General features: G+C 70.7%; 18 protein-coding genes. 10 read left to right on the top strand and 8 right to left on the bottom strand.

All coding sequences use genetic code 11. The features are described from left to right. The first annotated feature begins 23 nt into the window (after positions 1–23). Positions 24–779 (top strand): alpha/beta fold hydrolase, encoded by a 756-nt coding sequence (locus GAS53_RS00420; protein WP_151475336.1) that lies wholly within the window; start codon positions 24–26, stop codon positions 777–779. A gap of 9 nt (positions 780–788) precedes the next feature. Here the strand turns inward: GAS53_RS00420 and GAS53_RS00415 are convergent, their stop codons facing one another. Continuing rightward, positions 789–1,388, bottom strand: coding sequence for a class I SAM-dependent methyltransferase (locus GAS53_RS00415; protein WP_151475335.1), 600 nt, complete (start codon positions 1,386–1,388; stop codon positions 789–791). A 179-nt stretch (positions 1,389–1,567) separates the two neighbouring features. Here GAS53_RS00415 and GAS53_RS00410 point away from each other — a divergent pair, with 179 nt between their 5' ends. The 5 genes from GAS53_RS00410 to GAS53_RS00390 all read left to right on the top strand — a co-directional run bounded on the left by GAS53_RS00410 (position 1,568) and on the right by GAS53_RS00390 (position 6,611). Then, entirely contained in the window at positions 1,568–2,341 is a 774-nt protein-coding gene (locus tag GAS53_RS00410) for an MHYT domain-containing protein (protein ID WP_151475334.1), read from the top strand. 65 nt (positions 2,342–2,406) lie between these two features. Beyond that, positions 2,407–4,944: a nitrate- and nitrite sensing domain-containing protein gene (locus GAS53_RS00405; RefSeq protein WP_151475333.1), complete on the top strand. Its 2,538-nt coding sequence runs from the start codon at positions 2,407–2,409 to the stop codon at positions 4,942–4,944. Then, positions 4,941–5,378: a roadblock/LC7 domain-containing protein gene (locus tag GAS53_RS00400; RefSeq protein WP_151475332.1), complete on the top strand. Its 438-nt coding sequence runs from the start codon at positions 4,941–4,943 to the stop codon at positions 5,376–5,378. The genes GAS53_RS00405 and GAS53_RS00400 overlap by 4 nt, the downstream gene beginning before the upstream one ends. An 18-nt stretch (positions 5,379–5,396) precedes the next feature. Further along, positions 5,397–5,810, top strand: coding sequence for a DUF742 domain-containing protein (locus GAS53_RS00395; RefSeq protein ID WP_151475331.1), 414 nt, complete (start codon positions 5,397–5,399; stop codon positions 5,808–5,810). A gap of 195 nt (positions 5,811–6,005) precedes the next feature. Next, positions 6,006–6,611 (top strand): GTP-binding protein, encoded by a 606-nt coding sequence (locus GAS53_RS00390; RefSeq protein ID WP_151475330.1) that lies wholly within the window; start codon positions 6,006–6,008, stop codon positions 6,609–6,611. A 104-nt stretch (positions 6,612–6,715) separates the two neighbouring features. Here GAS53_RS00390 and GAS53_RS00385 read toward each other — a convergent pair whose 3' ends face one another. After that, on the bottom strand, positions 6,716–7,144 hold the full coding sequence (locus GAS53_RS00385; RefSeq protein WP_151475329.1) for a PPOX class F420-dependent oxidoreductase: 429 nt from the start codon (positions 7,142–7,144) through the stop codon (positions 6,716–6,718). 96 nt (positions 7,145–7,240) lie between these two features. On the opposite strand from GAS53_RS00385, the gene GAS53_RS00380 reads away from it, so the two are divergent. Together GAS53_RS00380 and GAS53_RS00375 are read left to right on the top strand one after the other, a co-directional pair. Further along, complete coding sequence (locus GAS53_RS00380; RefSeq protein WP_151475328.1) at positions 7,241–7,654, top strand: roadblock/LC7 domain-containing protein; 414 nt, start codon at positions 7,241–7,243, stop codon at positions 7,652–7,654. A 125-nt stretch (positions 7,655–7,779) separates the two neighbouring features. Further along, positions 7,780–8,799: a DUF6397 family protein gene (locus tag GAS53_RS00375; protein ID WP_404829157.1), complete on the top strand. Its 1,020-nt coding sequence runs from the start codon at positions 7,780–7,782 to the stop codon at positions 8,797–8,799. Between the two features lie 4 nt (positions 8,800–8,803). Here GAS53_RS00375 and GAS53_RS00370 read toward each other — a convergent pair whose 3' ends face one another. Continuing rightward, positions 8,804–9,676, bottom strand: a complete 873-nt coding sequence (locus GAS53_RS00370) for an acyl-CoA thioesterase (RefSeq protein ID WP_151475327.1) — start codon at positions 9,674–9,676, stop codon at positions 8,804–8,806. A gap of 19 nt (positions 9,677–9,695) precedes the next feature. Then, positions 9,696–12,209 (bottom strand): DEAD/DEAH box helicase, encoded by a 2,514-nt coding sequence (locus GAS53_RS00365; protein WP_151475326.1) that lies wholly within the window; start codon positions 12,207–12,209, stop codon positions 9,696–9,698. Positions 12,210–12,354: 145 nt separating this feature from the next. Between GAS53_RS00365 and GAS53_RS00360 the strand changes: the two genes are divergently transcribed. Then, complete coding sequence (locus tag GAS53_RS00360) at positions 12,355–13,149, top strand: metal-dependent hydrolase (RefSeq protein ID WP_151475325.1); 795 nt, start codon at positions 12,355–12,357, stop codon at positions 13,147–13,149. A 113-nt stretch (positions 13,150–13,262) separates the two neighbouring features. Here GAS53_RS00360 and GAS53_RS00355 read toward each other — a convergent pair whose 3' ends face one another. The 4 genes from GAS53_RS00355 to GAS53_RS00335 all read right to left on the bottom strand — a co-directional run bounded on the left by GAS53_RS00355 (position 13,263) and on the right by GAS53_RS00335 (position 18,091). Then, complete coding sequence (locus GAS53_RS00355; protein WP_151475324.1) at positions 13,263–13,544, bottom strand: type B 50S ribosomal protein L31; 282 nt, start codon at positions 13,542–13,544, stop codon at positions 13,263–13,265. 55 nt (positions 13,545–13,599) lie between these two features. After that, positions 13,600–14,070, bottom strand: a complete 471-nt coding sequence (locus GAS53_RS00350; protein WP_151475323.1) for a DUF5709 domain-containing protein — start codon at positions 14,068–14,070, stop codon at positions 13,600–13,602. Between the two features lie 425 nt (positions 14,071–14,495). Continuing rightward, positions 14,496–16,286, bottom strand: a complete 1,791-nt coding sequence (locus tag GAS53_RS00340) for an ABC transporter ATP-binding protein (protein ID WP_151475322.1) — start codon at positions 16,284–16,286, stop codon at positions 14,496–14,498. Then, positions 16,283–18,091: an ABC transporter transmembrane domain-containing protein gene (locus tag GAS53_RS00335; protein WP_151475321.1), complete on the bottom strand. Its 1,809-nt coding sequence runs from the start codon at positions 18,089–18,091 to the stop codon at positions 16,283–16,285. The genes GAS53_RS00340 and GAS53_RS00335 overlap by 4 nt, the downstream gene beginning before the upstream one ends. 189 nt (positions 18,092–18,280) lie before the next feature. On the opposite strand from GAS53_RS00335, the gene GAS53_RS00330 reads away from it, so the two are divergent. Then, complete coding sequence (locus tag GAS53_RS00330; protein ID WP_192582881.1) at positions 18,281–19,024, top strand: hypothetical protein; 744 nt, start codon at positions 18,281–18,283, stop codon at positions 19,022–19,024. Positions 19,025–19,049 lie beyond the last annotated feature (25 nt).

Genomic DNA, 19,049 nt, shown 5'->3' with positions numbered 1-19,049 from the left:
GCGGCGAGAAGACGGGGAGTGCGATGAAGCAGGCCGAGTTCGACGGCAAGGGAAGCTGCATCCGCTGGACGGAGGCGGCAGGCGACGACCCCGCGCGGGTGTACGTGCACGGTCTGGGGTCCGCATCGGCCGTTTACCACGCACACATTGCCGCGCGGCCCGAACTGGCGGGTCGGCGCTCTCTGTTCGTCGACCTCCCGGGGCACGGAATCAGCGACCGGCCCGAGCACTTCGGCTACACGCTGGAGGACCACGCCCACGCGCTGGCTGAGGCACTCGACGAGGCTCGCGTCACCCAGGCGGAGCTGATCGCGCACAGCATGGGTGGCGCCGTCGCCATCGTGCTCGCCCATCGGCGGCCTGACCTCGTCTCACGACTTGTCCTCACAGAGGCCAACCTCGATCCGCACCCTCCGGCCACCGCCGCCAGTAGCGGAATCGCCTCCTACGGAGAAGGCGCCTACGTCGACGACGGCCACGCGCGTGTGCTGGAAAACATCGGCCCCGTGTGGGCGGCGACCATGCGGCTCGCCGATCCGCGCGCCCTCCACCGGACCGCGACCGGACTCGTCCGCGGATCGAGTCCCACGATGCGGCGCATGCTCGAAGGTCTGGCGATCGACCGCGTCTACCTGCAGGGCGCCCTCAGCGGTGAGCTCCCGGGCAGGGCAGCCCTGGAGGGCTCCGGAGTGCGAGTGGTGACCGTGCCGGGCGCCGGGCACAACATCATGTTCGACAACCCGGACGCCTTCGCCGCGGAGGTCGCCGGAACGGCGTGAGGCGTGTTCTCAAGGCCGACGCTCGGCCAGCGCGAGGAAGCGGGCCTCCTCGTCCACGTACGACGTCATGCGCCAGCCGGATCCGGACAGGAGCGGACGCAGATTGGCCTCCGCGCGCAGATCGTCCGGTGTGACCTGCCTGCCCTGCCGCGCCGCGAGGGCGGCCCGGCCGATCGGGTGGAAGAGCGCCAGCGTCCCGCCGGGTCGCACGACCCGCGCCAACTCCCTGAGATTCTCCGCCGGATTCGGGAGATGGGCGATAAGGCCGGCCGCGAAGACGGCGTCGAGCGACTCTGTACGCAGGGGCAGCCCCGCCACGTCGGCGAGCAGCAACTGTCCCGTCCGGTCCCGGCCCGCCCGTACCGCGGCCTCCAGCATCGCCGGGGTCAGGTCCGCGCCGAGGACCACTCCGGACGGTCCCACGGCATCTCTGAGGGCCGGCAGGGCCCGTCCCGTACCGCAGCCCGCGTCGAGCACCCGGTCGCCCTTCCGCAACCCGAGTTCGGCGACGGCCGCCGCGTACACCGGGCCGTCGTCGGGGAACCGGGCGTCCCAGTCGGCCGCACGAGCCGTGAAGAACTCCTGGACATGCGTGTGGTCGTCGCTCATGCATCGCATGATCTCGCACCGACGGGCGAACGACGTGATCGAACACCGACGCGAAACACGAGACGGTGCACACGTTCGAGCGTGACGCGATCGTTCCAGTGCACCGCTGCGTCATATTCCAGCAGCTTTCGAAACGCGCCCCCTGTGTGCGCCCCGGCCCGGACTAGCGTCCCGGAGCCATGGGACACCTGGACCACGCCACCTTCGGCTGGCTGACCCCCTTGTTGTCGTACGTGATGGCCTGCATAGGCGCCGCCCTCGGGCTGCGCTGCACGGTCCGCGCACTCGGAGCCTCGGGGCGGTCGCGCCGCAACTGGCTGCTCACCGCGGCCTCCGCGATCGGCACGGGCATCTGGACGATGCACTTCGTGGCGATGCTCGGCTTCAGCGTCAGCGGCACCGACATCCGCTACAACGTGCCACTGACCATGCTCAGTCTGCTCGTCGCCATGGTCGTCGTCGGCGCGGGTGTCTTCGCCGTGGGCTACGGCCGCGACCGCGGTCGTGCGCTCGTCCTCGGCGGGCTCACCACCGGGCTCGGTGTGGCGAGCATGCACTACCTGGGCATGGCCGCGCTGCGGCTGCACGGCGACGTGAACTACGACCCGGTGCTCGTCGGGATCTCCGTCCTGATCGCCGTGGTCGCGGCGACCGCGGCCCTGTGGGCGGCGCTGAACATCAAGTCGCCGATCGCGGTCGCCGTCGCCTCCCTGGTCATGGGCGGGGCGGTGAGCAGCATGCACTACACCGGCATGATCGCGGTCAGCGTGCGGGTCTCTCCCTCCGGCGAGGCCCTGCCCGGGGCCACGGCGATGCAGTTCATCTTCCCCCTCGCCGTCGGCCTCGGGTCCTATCTCTTCCTGACATCGGCGTTCGTCGCACTCTCCCCGACGGCGGGGGAGCGCGAGGCATCCGCCTCGGCCCAGCGGCCCGTCGAGAGCGTCGCCCGCTGATCGAGGGCGGCCAGGACCGGCGACCCGGCAGGCGCGCCCCCCGAACCACTCCGAGCGAGGAGGCCATGCGTACACCCCGTAGGACCCCCACAGACGGCTCCCAGCCACCGCCCACCCCGGTGCGTGGCCGCCGCGCGCACGCCGGACCGCCGGCCGACGAAGGCTCCTTCCCGGAGGAATCCGCCGGCACGGCGCCGAGTGCCACGCCCCCGCGCGCAGGTGCGTGGAGTCTGCGCCCGCGCACCGTGCGGGCGAAGATCGTCTGCCTGTTGATGGTGCCCGTCATCTCCCTGCTCGCCCTCTGGGCGTACGCCACCGTCACCACCGCCCAGGACGTTTCACGGCTGCGGCAGCTGCAACGCGTGGACTCCCAGGTTCGCGCCCCGGTCGCCTCGGCCGTCGCCGCGCTCCAGGACGAACGCGCCGCGGCCGTCCGCTATGCGACCAAACCGGCCGCCGACCAGGAGAGCGACCTCAAGAAACTGGCGGCACGCACCGACCGGGAAGTGGCGAAACTCCGGCTCGGGGACCACAACACCGTCGCCGACAGCGAAGAGCTGCCCTCCGGAGTGGCCGGGCGCCTCGAAACCTTCGTCACCGGAGCCGAACAGCTGCGCTCCCTGCGCACCGCGGTACTCGACCGGCGGACGGGCTGGGACGAGACGTACCAGCGGTACACCAAGACCATCTCGACGGCCTTCGGAGTCGGCGGCGCGCTCACCGGCATCCAGGACGCGGAAATCGGCTCCGACGCGCGCGTGCTGCTCGAGTTCTCCCGGGCGGGAGAGGCCCTGGCACAGGAGGACGCGGTACTCGCGGGCGCCCGGCTCGCCGGGACTCTCGACGGACAGCGGCTACGGATGTTCACCGGGGCCGTCGACACGCGCAGGCTGCTCACCGAATCCGCCGTCGCCGATCTGCGTGGGCCCGAACGCGCCGCCTGGCAGGGCCTCGTGGAGGGGAGCGCGTACGCCGACGTACGCGCCGTCGAGGACAAGGTGCTCGTGACCCGGCCCGGCGGCAAGGCACTCGACGCCGCGCCCGAGGCGACCTGGAAGGCCGCGCACGCGCGCGTGCGCGACGACATGCGAACGATCGAGGCGGACGCCGGCCGAGGCGTCTCGGACCGGGCCGACCCGTTCCGGCGCGGCCTGCTCTCACCGGCAGGTGCCGCAGTACTGCTGGGACTGGCCGCCGTGGCCGCGTCACTCGTCATCTCGGTACGCATCGGACGCGGACTCGTCATCGAGCTGGTGAGCCTGCGCAACAGCGCCCTGGAGATCGCCCGGCGCAAACTCCCGCACGCCATGCGGAAACTGCGCGCCGGCGAGGAGATCGACGTCCAGGCCGAGGCCCCGCCAGGGCCGCCCGCGGAGGACGAGGCCGGGCAGGTCGCGGAAGCCCTGACCACCGTGCACCGTGCCGCCCTGCGTGCCGCGGCCGAACGCGCGGAGCTCGCCAGCGGCATCTCCGGGGTCTTCGTCAACCTCGCCCGCCGCAGCCAGGTCCTAGTCCACCGCCAACTGAGCCTGCTCGACAGCATGGAGCGCCGGTCCGAGGACCCGAACGAGTTGAGCGACCTCTTCCGGCTCGACCACCTCACCACGCGGATGCGGCGCCACGCGGAGAGCCTGATCATCCTCTCCGGAGCCGCCCCCGGCCGGGCCTGGCGCATGCCGGTCTCCCTGACGAACGTGGTCCGCGCGGCCGTCTCCGAAGTCGAGGACTACGCGCGCGTGGAGGTACGACAACTGCCGGAGACCTCGGTCGTCGGAGCCGCGGTCGCCGACCTCACGCACCTCCTGGCCGAAATCGTCGAGAACGCCGCCCAGTTCTCACCACCCCACACCAGAGTGCGGATCACCGGCGAACCGGTCGGCAACGGCTACGCCCTGGAGATCGAGGACCGCGGACTCGGCATGGGGAAGGAGACCCTGGCCGAGGCCAACCGACGCATCGAACAGTCCGAAGCGCTCGACCTGTTCGACAGCGACCGGCTCGGGCTCTTCGTGGTGAGCAGGCTCGCCGCCCGGCACGGCATCAAGGTGCACCTGCGAACCTCGCCCTACGGAGGCACCACCGCGGTCGTGCTGCTGCCCACGGCACTGCTGCACACCGGTGCGGAGGAACGTTCCGGTAACCGCCGTGCGGACGCGCAACGCCCCGCGGAACGCGAGTACGCACGCGTGCCCGGCGCCGCCCCGAAGCGCGACTCCGTAGAGGCGATGTCGGAGCGGCCCGCATTGGTGCCCCCCATGCCGGCCCCCGCGGAGGCCTCCTCCGAGGGCACGCACGAAGGCCCCCCGCCCGGCGTCACCACTCTGCGCCTGCACCGGCCTGAGGACGACGCCGCGGAATCCGGCGAACTCCCACGACGCGTACGACAAGCCAGCCTCGCCCCGCAACTGCGCGAAGAACGCCCCGAAGAACCCGCGGAAGCCCCGCGTCACCGGGACGACGAAGAGCGCACCCCCGAACTGGTACGGGACCGCATGGCGGCCTACCGCGCCGGGTGGGCCCGCGGCGGCGGGCGTACACCCGGCGTCGGCGCCACCCCCGACCCCGTAGCGGGCAGCGACAGCAGCGAAGGAGACCCCGCATGATCCAGGACCCGGGCATGGGGACCGCACAGCGGTCCGGCGAACTCGACTGGCTGCTGGACGACCTGGTGCTGCGCGTCGCCGAAGTGCGGCATGCCGTCGTGCTGTCCAACGACGGACTCGCGGTGGGCGCGTCCAGCGACCTCAGGCGCGAGGACGCGGAGCATCTCGCCGCGGTCGCCTCCGGCTTCCACAGCCTGGCCAAGGGCGCAGGCCGCCACTTCGGCGCCGGCGGCGTACGTCAGACCATGGTGGAGATGGACGACGGCTTCCTGTTCGTCGCGGCCGCCGGCGACGGCTCCTGTCTCGCCGTACTCAGCGCGGTGACCGCCGACATCGGACTGGTCGCGTATGAGATGGCACGCCTGGTCAAACAAGTGGGCGAGCACCTGTACTCGGCGCCGCGCGTCGCCGCTCACCCACCCGCGGCCGGCTGACCGAGGGGGTCGGCACACATGACCGAGGACCGGACAGGCGCCCCTGAACAGCCGGGCAGCCAGTGGTACGACAACGAGGCCGGGCCGCTCGTCCGCCCGTACGCCATGACGGGTGGACGCACCAAGCCCGGCCCCACCGGGGTGCGCTTCGACCTGATCGCGCTCGTCACCCTCGACACGGGGGCACCCGACGTCGACGAAGACACCTCACTCGGACCGGAACACCGGGCTCTCATCGAACTCTGCCGGATCGAGACCCAGTCGGTCGCCGAACTGGCTGCGGACGCCGACCTGCCCGTGGGCGTGGTGCGCGTGCTCCTGGGCGACCTCCTGGAGCTGGGCTGTGTCACGGTCAGCCGCCCGGTGCCGCCCGCGCAACTGCCCGACGAGCGCATCCTGCGCGAGGTCATCGAAGGACTGAGGGCCCTGTAGATGAAGGATCAGATCCCCTGCCGAGCCATCCCGCACCGCGTTGTGCGCCCATCCGGGCACCGAACGGGCGCAAGACGGCCAGAACGGTCAGTTAGCGGTCCAACTCCTCTAAACGGAACTGCAGTTGTCATGATGCTGACTCCGCACCCCTGCACCTACTCCGACCGTTGTCGGCACTCCTGAGAGAAGTGATCGATGGGCTCCGAACACTCCGACGCCACGAGCGGTGAGACGGCCGCCCTGGCGTTGAAGATTCTCGTCGCCGGCGGATTCGGCGTGGGCAAGACCACCCTGGTGGGCGCGGTGAGTGAGATCAGGCCGCTGCGCACCGAGGAACTGCTGAGCGAGGCGGGCCAGTCGGTGGACGACACCGACGGCGTGGACCAGAAGGTCACGACGACCGTCGCCATGGACTTCGGCCGCATCACCATCAGGTCCGGCCTGTCGCTCTACCTGTTCGGGACGCCTGGGCAGGACCGCTTCTGGTTCCTGTGGGACGAACTGTCACAAGGGGCGCTCGGCGCCGTCGTCCTCGCGGACACCCGACGCCTCGAGGACTGCTTCCCCGCGGTGGACTACTTCGAGCACCGGCACATCCCCTTCGTGGTGGCCGTCAACTGCTTCACGGGCGCGCGCACGTACGGCGCCCACGAAGTGTCCCGCGCCCTCGACCTCGACCGGGGAACACCCGTGGTGCTCTGCGACGCCCGTGACCGCGACTCGGGGAAGGAGGTGCTGATACGGCTCGTCGAGTACGCCGGGCGGATGCACACCGCCCGGCTGCTCGACTCGGTCGGTTGACCGGAAGACCCTCGCTCCGCCGACGCGAAGACCTCCTATCGGCTGTCGCGAGGGCCCCGCTCGGCCGATGCGAGGCCCCTCGCCGACCCGTTTCAAAGCCCTGCTCAGTCCGAGACAGAGGCTTCCGCGAGAACCTTCTCGATCCTCACGCGTACGAGGAGTTCGCCGGGCACGCCGTTGCGAGCACCGAACTCCTCGGCCCGCTCCTCGCCCATGTACCGGCCGCCGATCCGCCCGGCCCAGAGCCGGAGTTCGTCGAGATCCTCCGAGATCCGGGCGCGCCCCCGCAGGACGACGTACGCATACGGTGGCCGGTCATCGTCCACGCACAATGCGACCCGGCCGTCCCGGGCCAGATTTCGTCCCTTGACGGTGTCCTTGCCCGTGTTGAAGATCAGGTCGTCCCCGTCCAGCAGAAACCAGATCGGCGCCACATGCGGGCTCCCGTCGGCCCGGACAGTCGACAATTTGCCGGTCCGGGTGCCGTGCGAGACGAACGCCCGCCATTCCTCATCGGTCATCTTCTGTGCCATGCCCCCATCCTCCTTGCCCGGACGGCGGCGGTGGGGAAGTCTGGTTGATCAGATCCTCCGGCCAGGGGGAGTCGCGTATCCACGGGGAGACGGATCATGGCTGAGAACCAAGGACTTGGCTGGCTGCTGGACGACCTGACCCAGCGCGTCGAGCACGTACGGCACGCGCTGGTGCTGTCCAACGACGGGCTGGTGACCGGAGCGAGCACGGGTCTCAGGCGGGAGGACGCCGAACACCTCGCCGCCGTCTCGTCGGGCCTGCACAGCCTGGCCAAGGGCTCGGGCCGCCACTTCGGCGCGGGTCGAGTGCGCCAGACAATGATCGAGTTCGATGACGCCGTGCTCTTCGTCACGGCCGCGGGTACCGGCAGCTGTCTGTGCGTGCTCAGCGCGGCGGAGGCCGACATCGGCCAGGTCGCGTACGAGATGACGCTGCTCGTCAACCGCGTCGGCGAACACCTCCACGTCGATGCCCGACAGCCGGAACACTCATCCGCAATAGACCTCTGACCTGCACAGACGCCGCCACAGTCATAGTTATCCACAGGCTCGGCGCGGGGCGCGGCGAACCGGCTACGGTTTTTCTCGAAGCAAGCGCACGCAAGTGCACACCGCTGCAACGGGGGAGAACCACGATGTCCGGCAACACCATCACGCAGTCCGTCATGCCCACCGCGAGCCCGGCCGTCGCCATGGCGGCCCGGCCGACACTCGCACCGAGCCGCGCCGCGCGAGAACTGGGGCTCAAGCGAGGCGAGTTCGACCTCGCCGTACGACTCGGTTGCATCCGAACCGTCCCCGACGAAGGCGGCGGAGGCCGTCGCGTCGCCCGCGCGGAGATCGAGCGGGTGAGGTCCGAGGACGGCTTCCCGGACGCCCTGCGGGAGCGCGTCAAAGCGGTCGGCACCTCGGAAGGCGCGGCCCTCATGGACGTGACGGCCGCCCGGTTCACACGGTTCGCACGCCTGGGCTTCATCGCGCCCGTCAAGTTCTATCTGAACCGCTACAGGGCCGTGGTCTGGCTGTATCTGGCAGAGGAACTACGGCAGTTCGCCGAGAGCGAGGAGCACGCGCAGCTGCTGAACGGCCGTACGCCCGAGGGACTGCGCGACCAACTGGACGCGGGTCTGGACCTGCGGGCCCGGAACTGGCGAGGGCGGCATGTGGGCTTCCTGCTGCGGCAGACCGAGGACCCCTGGGCGCGCGCCGCGGCCGTGGCGTCACTGCTCGATCCCGTGCAGGTCGCGGAGATCGTCGCGGACCCCTACGAACGCGCCTACATGAACCGCTTCCGGCCCGAACAGACCACCCACGGCGCACCCGATTCGCCCGCCGCCCATGTCGCCGCTCGGATCATGACGGCGGAGGACCCGGATGAGATCAGCTGGCTCCGGTCCGACCTGGCGAACGCGCTTGGGGAGGCACGCGCACATCGCCCGGCGCCGCGACCGACACCGAAGCCCGGGCGGCCGGCCACGAACCGAGAACGACCGCAGCCGATCGAGGAGCGGAGGCAGCCTGTCGACGAGCGGCAGTCTGCCGATGTGCCACAGCAGCCGGCCGAGGTTCGACAGTCGGCCGAGGTGCGGCAGACGATCGACGAACCGGCGCGCCCACGTCGCCTCCTCGGCTGGCTGCGCCGCAGAAACCCCTGACCCGTCAGGCCTCGAGCTTGCGGAACAGCCCCTCCTGGACCACGGACACGAGCAGGCGTCCCTCCAGGTCGTAGATCCGGCCTCGGGCCAGACCCCGGCCGCCCGTAGCGATCGGCGACTCCTGGTCGTACAGGAACCACTCGTCGGCGCGGAACGGCCGGTGGAACCACATCGCGTGATCCAGAGACGCCATGTCGAAACCGCGCTGGCCCCACAGGGGCTCCACCGGGATGCGGACCGCGTCCAGAAGGGTCATGTCGCTCGCGTAGGTGAGCGCGCACGTGTGGATCAGCGGGTCGTCGCCCAGGGGCCCGACGGCGCGCATCCACACGGCACTGCGCGGCTCGGCGTGCTCGATTTCCTCCGGGGTCCAGCGCAGCCGGTCCACGTAACGGATGTCGAAGGGCTGGCGTCGGGCCATGCGCTCCAACGTCTCGGGGAGCGCGCCCAGATGCTCCTTGATCTCCTGAGTGACAGTCGGGAGCGACTCAGGATCCGGGACCTCGCGGGCCGGCGGCAGCTGGTGCTCGAAGCTCCCTTCCTCAGGCTTGTGAAAGGAGGCGGTCAGATTGAAGATCGTGCGGCCCTGCTGCACGGCGGTGACGCGGCGCGTGGTGAACGACCGCCCGTCGCGGACCCGTTCGACCTGGTACACGATCGGCACGCCTGGCCGGCCCGGGCGCAGGAAGTACGCGTGCAGGGAGTGCACGGGCCGTTCCCCGTCCGTCGTGCGGCCCGCGGCGACCAGGGCCTGGCCCGCCACCTGCCCGCCGAAGACCCGCTGCAGGGACTCCTGCGGGCTGCGACCACGGAAGATGTTGACCTCGATCTGCTCCAGGTCGAGCAGGTCGACGAGTCGTTCCGCTGGGTTCGTCATGTGTCGCGTTCTCCTGTGCTCACAACTGGCCGACGTCGGTGACCTTGACGACGGCGCGGCTCTCGGCGTCGGAGGCCGTGAGGTCGACCTCCGCGCTGATGCCCCAGTCGTGATCACCGTTCGGGTCGGCGAAGGTCTGCCGGACGCGCCACAGGCCGTTCTGCGGCTCTTCCTCGATCATCAGCAGCTTGGGGCCGCGCGCGTCGGGTCCGGTGCCGAGGTCGTCGTACTCGTCCCAGTACTTGTCCATCGCCTCACCCCAGGCGTCGGCGTCCCAGCCGGATTCGGCATCCATCTCGCCGAGTTCCTCGACCTGGTCGAGAGCGGCGAGCTCTACGCGGCGGAACATGGCGTTGCGGACGAGGACCCGGAAGGCGCGCGCGTTCGCGGTGACCGGCCTGACCTGGTCGGCCTTCTCCTGGGCCTCCTCGGCCGTCATCTCCTCCGGGTTGGCGAGCTGCTCCCACTCGTCGAGGAGGCTGGAGTCGACCTGCCGCACCATCTCGCCGAGCCAGGCGATCAGGTCCTCCAGGTCCTCGGACTTCAGATCGTCCGGGACGGTGTGGTCGAGGGCCTTGAAGGCACTCGCCAGGTAGCGGAGCACGATGCCTTCGGTGCGGGCAAGCTCGTAGAAGGACACGAACTCCGTGAAGGAGAGCGCCCGTTCGTACATGTCGCGGATGACGGACTTCGGGGAGAGCGGATGGTCGCCGACCCACGGATGGCTCTTGCGGTAGGTGTTGTACGCGTGGAAGAGCAGCTCTTCCAGCGGCTTGGGGTACGACACGTCCTGGAGCCGCTCCATGCGCTCCTCGTACTCGACGCCGTCGGCCTTCATCGCCGCGACAGCCTCGCCACGGGCCTTGTTCTGCTGGGCGGCGAGGATCTGCCGCGGGTCGTCCAGCGTGGACTCCACCACGGACACCATGTCCAGGGCGTACGAAGGGGATTCGGGGTCCAGGAGCTCGAACGCGGCGAGCGCGAAGGTCGACAGCGGCTGATTGAGGGCGAAGTCCTGCTGCAGGTCCACGGTGAGGCGCACGATGCGGCCATCGGCGTCCGGCTCGTCGAGCCTCTCCACCACGCCGCCGTCGAGGAGCGAGCGGTAGATGGCGATCGCCCGCCGGATGTGCCGCAGTTGCTGCTTGCGGGGCTCGTGGTTGTCCTCCAGCAGATGCCGCATCGCGGCGAAGGCGTTGCCGGGCCGGGCGATCACCGACAGAAGCATCGTGTGCGTGACCCGGAAGCGCGAGGTGAGCGGCTCAGGATCGGAGGAGATGAGCTTCTCGAAGGTGTTCTCCGTCCAGCCTACGAAGCCTTCCGGCGCCTTCTTGCGCACCACCTTGCGACGCTTCTTCGGATCGTCGCCCGCCTTGGCGAGGGCCTTCTCGTTCTCGACGACGTGCTCGGGAGCCTGCGCCACGACGAAGCCCGCCGTGTCGAAGCCGGCCCGCCCGGCCCGCCCCGCGATCTGATGGAACTCCCGTGCGCGCAGCGTCCGCACCCGGTTGCCGTCGTACTTCGCCAGAGCTGTGAACAGCACGGTGCGGATCGGGACGTTGACGCCCACACCGAGGGTGTCCGTGCCGCAGATGACCTTCAGCAGACCGGCCTGCGCCAGCTTCTCCACCAAGCGCCGGTACTTGGGCAGCATGCCGGCGTGGTGCACACCGATGCCGTGCCGTACGTAGCGGGAGAGATTGCGGCCGAACTTGGTGGTGAAGCGGAAGTTGCCGATCAGCTCGGCGATCTGGTCCTTCTCCTCGCGTGTGCACATGTTGATGCTCATCAGCGCCTGCGCCCGCTCCACGGCCTGGGCCTGGGTGAAGTGCACGATGTAAACGGGCGCCTGCTTGGTCTCGAGGAGCTCGGTGAGTGTCTCCGTGAGCGGCGTCAGCTTGTACTCGTAGGAGAGGGGGACGGGACGGGTGGCCGAGCGGACGACCGAGGTGGGACGGCCGGTCCGCCGGGTCAGGTCCCCCTCGAACATCGAGACGTCGCCGAGAGTCGCCGACATCAGGATGAACTGGGCCTGCGGCAGTTCCAGGATCGGGATCTGCCAGGCCCAGCCGCGGTCGGCCTCGGCGTAGAAGTGGAACTCGTCCATGACGACCTGGCCGACGTCGGCGCGCTTGCCGTCGCGCAGCGCGATGGAGGCCAGGACCTCGGCGGTGCAGCAGATGACAGGGGCGTCGGCGTTCACGGACGCGTCGCCGGTCAGCATGCCGACGTTCTCGGTGCCGAAGAGCTTGCACAGCTCGAAGAACTTCTCCGAGACGAGCGCCTTGATCGGCGCCGTGTAGAAGGTGACCTCGTCCCGGGCGAGCGCCGCGAAGTGCGCACCGGCGGCGATCAGGCTCTTGCCGGAGCCGGTGGGTGTCGACACGATCACGTTCGCACCCGAGACCACCTCGATCAGCGCCTCCTCCTGGTGGGGGTAGAGCGCGATACCGCTTTCCACGGCCCACGACTCGAAGGCTTCGTAGAGGGCGTCGGGATCTGCGGTCTGCGGCAGCTGATCGATAAGGGTCACGCCCCCATCTTGCCTGTGATCCCACCCGATAAGGGAATCGGCTGCGGGACCGAAGATCACGAACGCTACGCTGTGGCGCCGACGGCGCGTCAGCGCACCTGGGCAACTGGCTGTCAGGACAAGAGGAATGGGGCGGGGTACGGCGATGATGGGACCAGCACACTCACTGTCGGGGGCTGCGGCCTGGCTGGGCGTCGGAGCCGCGGCGGCCGCCGCCGGTCACACGATGCCCTGGCCGGTGCTCCTGGTCGGCGCACTGATCTGCGCGGGCGCCGCGCTCGCCCCGGATCTGGACCACAAGGCGGCCACGATCTCGCGGGCCTTCGGACCCCTCTCGCGGGGCCTGTGCGAGATCGTCGACAAGCTCTCGTACGCCGTCTACAAGGGGACGAAGAAGGCGGGCGACCCGCGCCGCTCCGGCGGGCACCGCACCCTGACGCACACCTGGCTGTGGGCGGTGCTGATCGGTGCGGGGACGTCGGCCATCGCGATCACGGGAGACCGCTGGGGGGTCCTGGCCATCCTCTTCGTGCACATAGTGCTCGCCATCGAGGGGCTCCTCTGGCGCGCGACGCGTGGCTCCAGCGCCGACGTCCTGGTCTGGCTGCTCGCCGCGACGAGTGCCTGGATCCTCGCGGGAGTACTGGACAAGCCGGGCAACGGTTCCGACTGGCTGTTCACGGAGCCGGGCCAGGAGTACCTCTGGCTCGGGCTGGCGGTTGTCCTCGGCGCGCTGGTGCACGACATCGGGGATGCGCTGACGGTGTCGGGCTGCCCGATCCTGTGGCCGATCCCGGTCGGCCGCAAGCGCTGGTACCCGATCGGGCCGCCCAAGGCGATGCGGTTCAGGGCGGGCAGCTGGGTCGAGCTGAAGGTGCTGATGCCGGCGTTCATGGTGCTCGGCGGAGTGGGCTGCGCGGCCGCGCTCAACTTCATCTGAGGGAACGCGACGGCCGGGCAGGCGCCGCTGTGCCCCGGCCGGACGTCCCCGTCAGTCGGCCGGACGTCCCCGTCCCCGTCCCCGACCGACGGGACACACGCCTTCGGCGAGGATCACGCCGCGTCGCCCCCGCCCGACGCCTGGCCCTGGCTCCCGCTGCCGTACCGCTTCTCGAAGCGGGCGACCCGTCCCTCCGTGTCCACGGTCCGGGCCTTGCCGGTGTAGAAGGGGTGGCTCTCCGAGGAGATCTCCACGTCCACGACGGGGTACGTCTCGCCGTCGTCCCAGTCGATCGTCTGGTCACTGGTGGCGGTGGACCGGGTGAGGAAGGCGTATCCGGCGGCACGGTCGCGGAAGACGACGGGGTGGTACTCGGGCTGCTTGTCCTGCTGCATGGGTGCTCCTTGCATGGGGAGTGGGTGCGCGGACGGTGTGGGGGAGGAGACGAGGTCAGCCGTACCTGGCGTCCTCGTCGACGATGTGCATGGCGGCCTCCTCCGCCGAGGCAGCGGCGCCGTCGATGCCCACATCGGTGGCGATCAACCCGCTCTCCTCGTCCTCGTGCGCGCCTTCGTCGGGCGCCACGAGACGTCCGGAGCGGACGGTGCCAACTTCGTCGTCCAACGGTTCGCCGTCCGAGTCCGGGCTGTCTCCGATGCCGTCTCCGTCGGGAACCGCGATGTCCGGCAGTTCTTCCGCGAGGCGTTCGTCCAGGGTCTCGCCGCGATGCCGTTCGGCCGCGGTCACGTCCTTGCGCTCCACCGCCCACGGCCGCTCCGGAGGTGACCAGCCCCGGTCCAGAGGATCGCTCACGCCGTCGGATTCCAGGGTGTCCTCGGCATCGAGAAGCCCCGCGTCGTCCTGAACCTCGGATCCGTCGGGTTGGTAGACGTCGTCTCCCCATCCGTCGGCGCTGTCCACGGCTACCTCCAGGTGGTGCGGGCCGGCCTGCTGTCACCATGTTCGGCGGCGGGTGCGCGGGCCGATGGGCCCGGGACTCGCCCGTGCGGAACATGCGGAACCAGGTGGTTCCCGGGCGTTCCCCGAGCCGGTGCCGACATCCAGCCTTCCACCCCTCTCCGATACCGCGCAACGCCACGGGGCCCGGCCGACGGCTCCGGCCCGCTCATCAGGCAGAAGCGTCGGCCGGGGCCGAGGCCGGGAGCACGTCGCGCCGTGACCCCGACCTGATCATGAGCGAGCCTCGAACCGAGCCCGGCCTGCCCCAGCTCGGTCCGCCCGAGCCCGGTCCGCCCGAGCCCGGTCCGCCCGAGCCCGGCCCGCCCGAGCCCGGCCCGCCCGAGCCCGGCCCGCCCGAGCCGGGGCGGACCGGGGGCAGCGCCCGGTCACCCGTGCCAGGACCGCCACAGCGCGGCGTACGCGCCGTCCGCGGCGACCAGCTGGTCGTGGCTGCCGAGTTCGCTGATGCGGCCGTTCTCGACGACGGCGATCACGTCCGCGTCGTGAGCGGTGTGCAGCCGGTGGGCGATGGCGACCACCGTGCGGCCATCGAGGACGCGGGCCAGGGAGCGCTCCAGGTGCCGGGCCGCGCGCGGGTCCAGGAGCGAGGTGGCCTCGTCCAGGACCAGCGTGTGCGGATCGGCGAGCACCAGCCGGGCGAGCGCGATCTGCTGGGCCTGGGCCGGAGTGAGGGCGAGTCCGCCGGAGCCGACCTCGGTGTCCAGACCGTCGTCCAGCGCCCGCGCCCAGCCGTCGGCGTCGACCGCGCCGAGGGCGGCCCACAGCTCGGCGTCGTCGGCGTCCGTGCGGGCGAGGAGCAGGTTGTCGCGCAGGGCGCCCACGAAGACGTGGTGCTCCTGGTTGACCAGTGCCACATGGGAGCGGACCCTTTCGGCGGACATCCGGGACAGTTCGGCGCCGCCCAGCGTGATCCGGCCGGTCCGGGGTGCGTAGATCCCCGCGAGCAGCCTGCCCAGCGTGGACTTGCCCGCGCCGGACGGGCCGACCAGGGCCAGCCGGGTGCCGGGCGCGACCTCCAGGGAGACCTTGCGCAGCACGTCGACGCCCTCGCGGTAGCCGAAGTGCACCCGGTCCGCGTGCACGTCACGCCCGTCGGGGGTCAGCGACCCGTCACCGGCGTCCGGCTCGATGTCGCGGACACCGACCAGCCGGGCCAGCGAGACATGGGCCACCTGAAGCTCGTCGTACCAGCGCAGGATCAGGCCCACCGGGTCGACGAGCATCTGCGCGATCAGCGCGCCCGTCGTCAGCTGGCCCACGCCGATCCAGCCCTGCAGGACGAAGAACCCGCCGATCATCAGGACCGAGCCGAGGACCGTGACATGGGTGAGGTTGATGACCGGGAAGAGCACCGAGCGCAGCCAAAGGGTGTACCGCTCCCACGCGGTCCACTCCCTGACCCGCTGGTCCGACAGTCCGATGCGCCGCTCGCTCAGGCGGTGCGCCTCGACAGTGCGTCCGGCGTCCACGGTCTCGGAGAGGACGGCGGCCACGGCGGCGTAACCGGCGGCCTCGGAGCGGTAGGCGGACGGCGCGCGCTTGAAGTACCAGCGGCAGCCTGCCACCAGGATCGGGACGGCGACCAGCACGGCGGGCGCGAGCGGCGGTGCGGTCACGGCGAGCCCGCCGAGCAGCAGCACCACCCACACCACACCGATGGCCAGCTGCGGCACGGCCTCGCGCATGGCGTTGGCCAGCCGGTCGATGTCCGTGGTGATCCGGGACAGCAGGTCGCCCGTCCCGGCCCGCTCCAGGACGCCCGGCGGCAGGCCGACCGACCGCACGAGGAAGTCCTCGCGCAGATCGGCCAGCATCCGCTCGCCGAGCATGGCGCCCCGCAGCCGCACCTGGCGTACGAACACGGCCTGGACGACCAGGGCGAGGACGAACAGCGCGGCGGTGCGCTCCATATGGAGTTCGCGTGCCGCCGCCGCGCCGTCGGAGACGCGCTGGACGAGGGAGCCCAGCAGGTAGGGGCCCACCATCGAGGCGATGACGGCGACCGTGTTGACGGTGATGAGCAACAGGAAGGCCCGGCGGTGCCGTTGGAACAGTTCGACCACGTAGGCGCGTACGGTCGCGGGGGCGCCGACGGGCAGGGTCTCTGCGGTCGTCGGGGCCGCCGGGTCGTAGGCCGGTGGCGCCACGCCGATCATGCGGTCTCCTCGATTTCTTCCAGTTCGTCGAGTTCTGTGAGCCGGTCCAGCTCGTGCGCGGCGGCCTCGTCGTCGGTCTCACGGGTCACCACGGCCCGGTACCGGGGCTCGCTATGCAGCAGTTCACGGTGCACGCCGACCGCCGCGACCTCGCCCTCGTGGACGAGTACGACCCGGTCCGCGTGGTCCAGGAGCAGCGGCGACGAGGTGAACACCACCGTCGTGCGCCCCTGCCGGAGGGACCGGATTCCGTCGGCGATCCGCGCCTCCGTGTGCGAGTCGACCGCGGACGTCGGCTCGTCCAGGACGAGCACGTCCGGATCCGTGATCAGCGACCGGGCCAGTGCGAGGCGCTGGCGCTGGCCGCCCGACAGAGAGCGGCCGCGTTCGGTGATCCGGGCGTCCATCGGGCCCTCGGCGTCCAGCGACCCCTGGGCGAGCGCGTCCAGGACATCGCCGCACTGGGCGGCGGCCAGCGCCTCCTCGGGACTGACGTCTCCCGAGGCGGGCACGTCGAGCAGTTCGCGCAGTGTGCCGGAGAGCAGGACGGGGTCCTTGTCCTGGACGAGAACGGCGGTCCGGGCGGAGTCGAGCGGCAGCTCGTCGAGCGGTACACCGCCGACCAGCGCCGATGGCAGCTCCGAGGAGTCCGCCGTATGCCCGCCGAGCCGCTCCGCCAGCACACCCGCGGCGTCCGGGTCACCGCACACCACGGCGGTGAGCCGTCCGGTGGGCGCCAGGAGACCCGTCGCGGGGTCGTACAGATCCCCGGTCGGCACCACGGCCTCGCGCGACCCCTCGCCGTCCGTCGCCCGTTCCAGGGCCAGCACCCGGGCCGCGCGCTGCGCGGACGGCCGGGAGAAGGAGTACGCCATCGCGATTTCCTCGAAGTGGCGCAAGGGGTACGTGAGGATCATGACCGCGCTGTACACGGTGACCATCTCGCCGACGGTGATCCGGCCCTCGCGGGCCAGGTTCACGCCGTGCCAGACGACCGCGATCAGCAGCAGGCCGGGCAGCAGGACCTGGATCGCGGAGATCAGTGCCCACATACGGGCGCTGCGCACGGCGGCGCGGCGGACCTCCTGCGAGGCGCGGCGGTAGCGGTCGAGGAAGAGTTCCTCACCGCCGATGCCGCGCAGCACGCGCAGGCCCGCCACGGTGTCCGAGGCCAGTTCGGTGGCGCGTCCCGCCTTCTCGCGCTGGAAGTCGGCGCGCCGGGTCGCACGGGGCAGCAGTGGCAGCACCGCCAGCGCCAGGACAGGCACGCCCACGGCGACGACGATGCCGAGCGCCGGCTGGTAGACGACGAGGGCGACACAGACCAGCACGATCGTCACGGCGGCCGCGGTGAACCGCGACACGGCCTCCACGAACCAGCCGATCTTCTCCACGTCACCGGTCGAGACCGCGACGATCTCACCGGCCGCCACGCGCCGCGTCAGCGCGGAGCCCAGCAGGGCGGTCCTGCGTGCCAGCAATTGCTGGACGCGTGCGGCCGCGGTGATCCAGTTGGTGACCGCGGTCCGGTGCAGCATGGTGTCGCCCAGCGCGATGCCGAGCCCGCACACCACGATCAGCCCGCCGGCCAGGCCGAGCCGCGCACCGGAGCGGTCCACGACGGCCTGGACGGCGAAGCCGACACAGAACGGCAGCCCGGACACCGACACGAAGTGCAGCAGGCCCCAGGCCAGGGCCTTCAACTGTCCGCCGAGCTGATTCCGGCCGAGCCACACCAGGAACCGGGCGCCCGAGCGCGCATCGGGCACACCCGGGTCGGGATACGGAAGGTCTTGAATCTGCATGACGTCCCAGGGGCTCGTAGAACGGGGTGGGGGGGAGGCAACAAACCGTGAAAGGTTCGCGTCAGAGCGTGTCCGAGGGCAAACGATTTTCCGCCGAAGGGCAAAGATTCGGCCCGGACCGCCCGCATTTGGCCGGGAAGTCAAGGGGCCGGGCGCAATCGTCCGGAACGCGGTGCGACGATGGATCGCATGCGAATAGGCGGTGCGATGCGTACGACGGCCGTGGCCGCGGCCTGCGGGGCTCTTCTGATGTCCCTGGCGGCGTGCGGCGGTTCGGATGGCGGGAGCGGTGGCAACAGCGACGCGCAGTCGGGCGACCGGCCTCCGCAGAAGCAGGCGCGCACCGTCGACCTCAAGCGCATCCCCGACGTCGGCGACAGGCTGCAGAAGCAGATTCCGGCCAACTCCCGCCAGGTCGTGGCGGTCTACGGCGAAGGCAAGGACGCGGCGGACTCCACGATCGTCCTCTACACCAAGTCGGGCTCCACCTGGGACAAGACCCGCAGCTGGGAGGGGCACAACGGCAAGAAGGGCTGGACGACCAACCACCGGGAGGGCGACAAGCGCAGCCCTGTCGGCGTGTTCACGCTCAGCGACGCGGGCGGTGTCCTCGCCGACCCCGGCGCGCAGCTCCCGTACACCCGGTCGGCGTCGTTCCAGGCCCCGCGCTACTGGGCCAAGTCGCACTGGCACGACTTCGATTACGTCATCGCCATCGACTACAACCGAGTCAAGGGCACCTCGCCGAACGACCCGACCCGACCGCAGGGCCAGTCCAAGGGCGGCAGCATCTGGCTGCACATGGACCATGGCAGCGGTACGTCGGCCTGCGTGAGTCTGCCCAAGTCGGGCATGGAGTACCTGTTGCGCACCCTCGACCCGGACCAGCACCCGGTCGTGGTGATGGGCGACAAGGCGGACCTCAAGGCCTGACGGCCCCCTCATCAGTCGCTGAAGG

Source organism: Streptomyces albicerus, from assembly GCF_008905045.1.
Classification (GTDB): Bacteria; Actinomycetota; Actinomycetes; order Streptomycetales; family Streptomycetaceae; genus Streptomyces; species Streptomyces albicerus.
The sequence above is the reverse complement of the archived record's forward strand: the minus strand, read 5'-3'. Positions and strand labels throughout refer to the sequence as shown.

Coding starts and splice junctions, on each gene's coding strand:
- GAS53_RS00405 (WP_151475333.1), top strand. CDS start 2,407: ATGCGTACACCCCGTAGGACCCCCACAGACGGCTCCCAGCCACCGCCC.
- GAS53_RS00400 (WP_151475332.1), top strand. CDS start 4,941: ATGATCCAGGACCCGGGCATGGGGACCGCACAGCGGTCCGGCGAACTC.
- GAS53_RS00335 (WP_151475321.1), bottom strand. CDS start 18,091: ATGCAGATTCAAGACCTTCCGTATCCCGACCCGGGTGTGCCCGATGCG.
- GAS53_RS00410 (WP_151475334.1), top strand. CDS start 1,568: ATGGGACACCTGGACCACGCCACCTTCGGCTGGCTGACCCCCTTGTTG.
- GAS53_RS00355 (WP_151475324.1), bottom strand. CDS start 13,544: ATGCAGCAGGACAAGCAGCCCGAGTACCACCCCGTCGTCTTCCGCGAC.
- GAS53_RS00360 (WP_151475325.1), top strand. CDS start 12,355: ATGATGGGACCAGCACACTCACTGTCGGGGGCTGCGGCCTGGCTGGGC.
- GAS53_RS00420 (WP_151475336.1), top strand. CDS start 24: ATGAAGCAGGCCGAGTTCGACGGCAAGGGAAGCTGCATCCGCTGGACG.
- GAS53_RS00340 (WP_151475322.1), bottom strand. CDS start 16,286: ATGATCGGCGTGGCGCCACCGGCCTACGACCCGGCGGCCCCGACGACC.
- GAS53_RS00330 (WP_192582881.1), top strand. CDS start 18,281: ATGCGAATAGGCGGTGCGATGCGTACGACGGCCGTGGCCGCGGCCTGC.
- GAS53_RS00390 (WP_151475330.1), top strand. CDS start 6,006: ATGGGCTCCGAACACTCCGACGCCACGAGCGGTGAGACGGCCGCCCTG.
- GAS53_RS00375 (WP_404829157.1), top strand. CDS start 7,780: ATGTCCGGCAACACCATCACGCAGTCCGTCATGCCCACCGCGAGCCCG.
- GAS53_RS00370 (WP_151475327.1), bottom strand. CDS start 9,676: ATGACGAACCCAGCGGAACGACTCGTCGACCTGCTCGACCTGGAGCAG.
- GAS53_RS00380 (WP_151475328.1), top strand. CDS start 7,241: ATGGCTGAGAACCAAGGACTTGGCTGGCTGCTGGACGACCTGACCCAG.
- GAS53_RS00395 (WP_151475331.1), top strand. CDS start 5,397: ATGACCGAGGACCGGACAGGCGCCCCTGAACAGCCGGGCAGCCAGTGG.
- GAS53_RS00385 (WP_151475329.1), bottom strand. CDS start 7,144: ATGGCACAGAAGATGACCGATGAGGAATGGCGGGCGTTCGTCTCGCAC.
- GAS53_RS00415 (WP_151475335.1), bottom strand. CDS start 1,388: ATGAGCGACGACCACACGCATGTCCAGGAGTTCTTCACGGCTCGTGCG.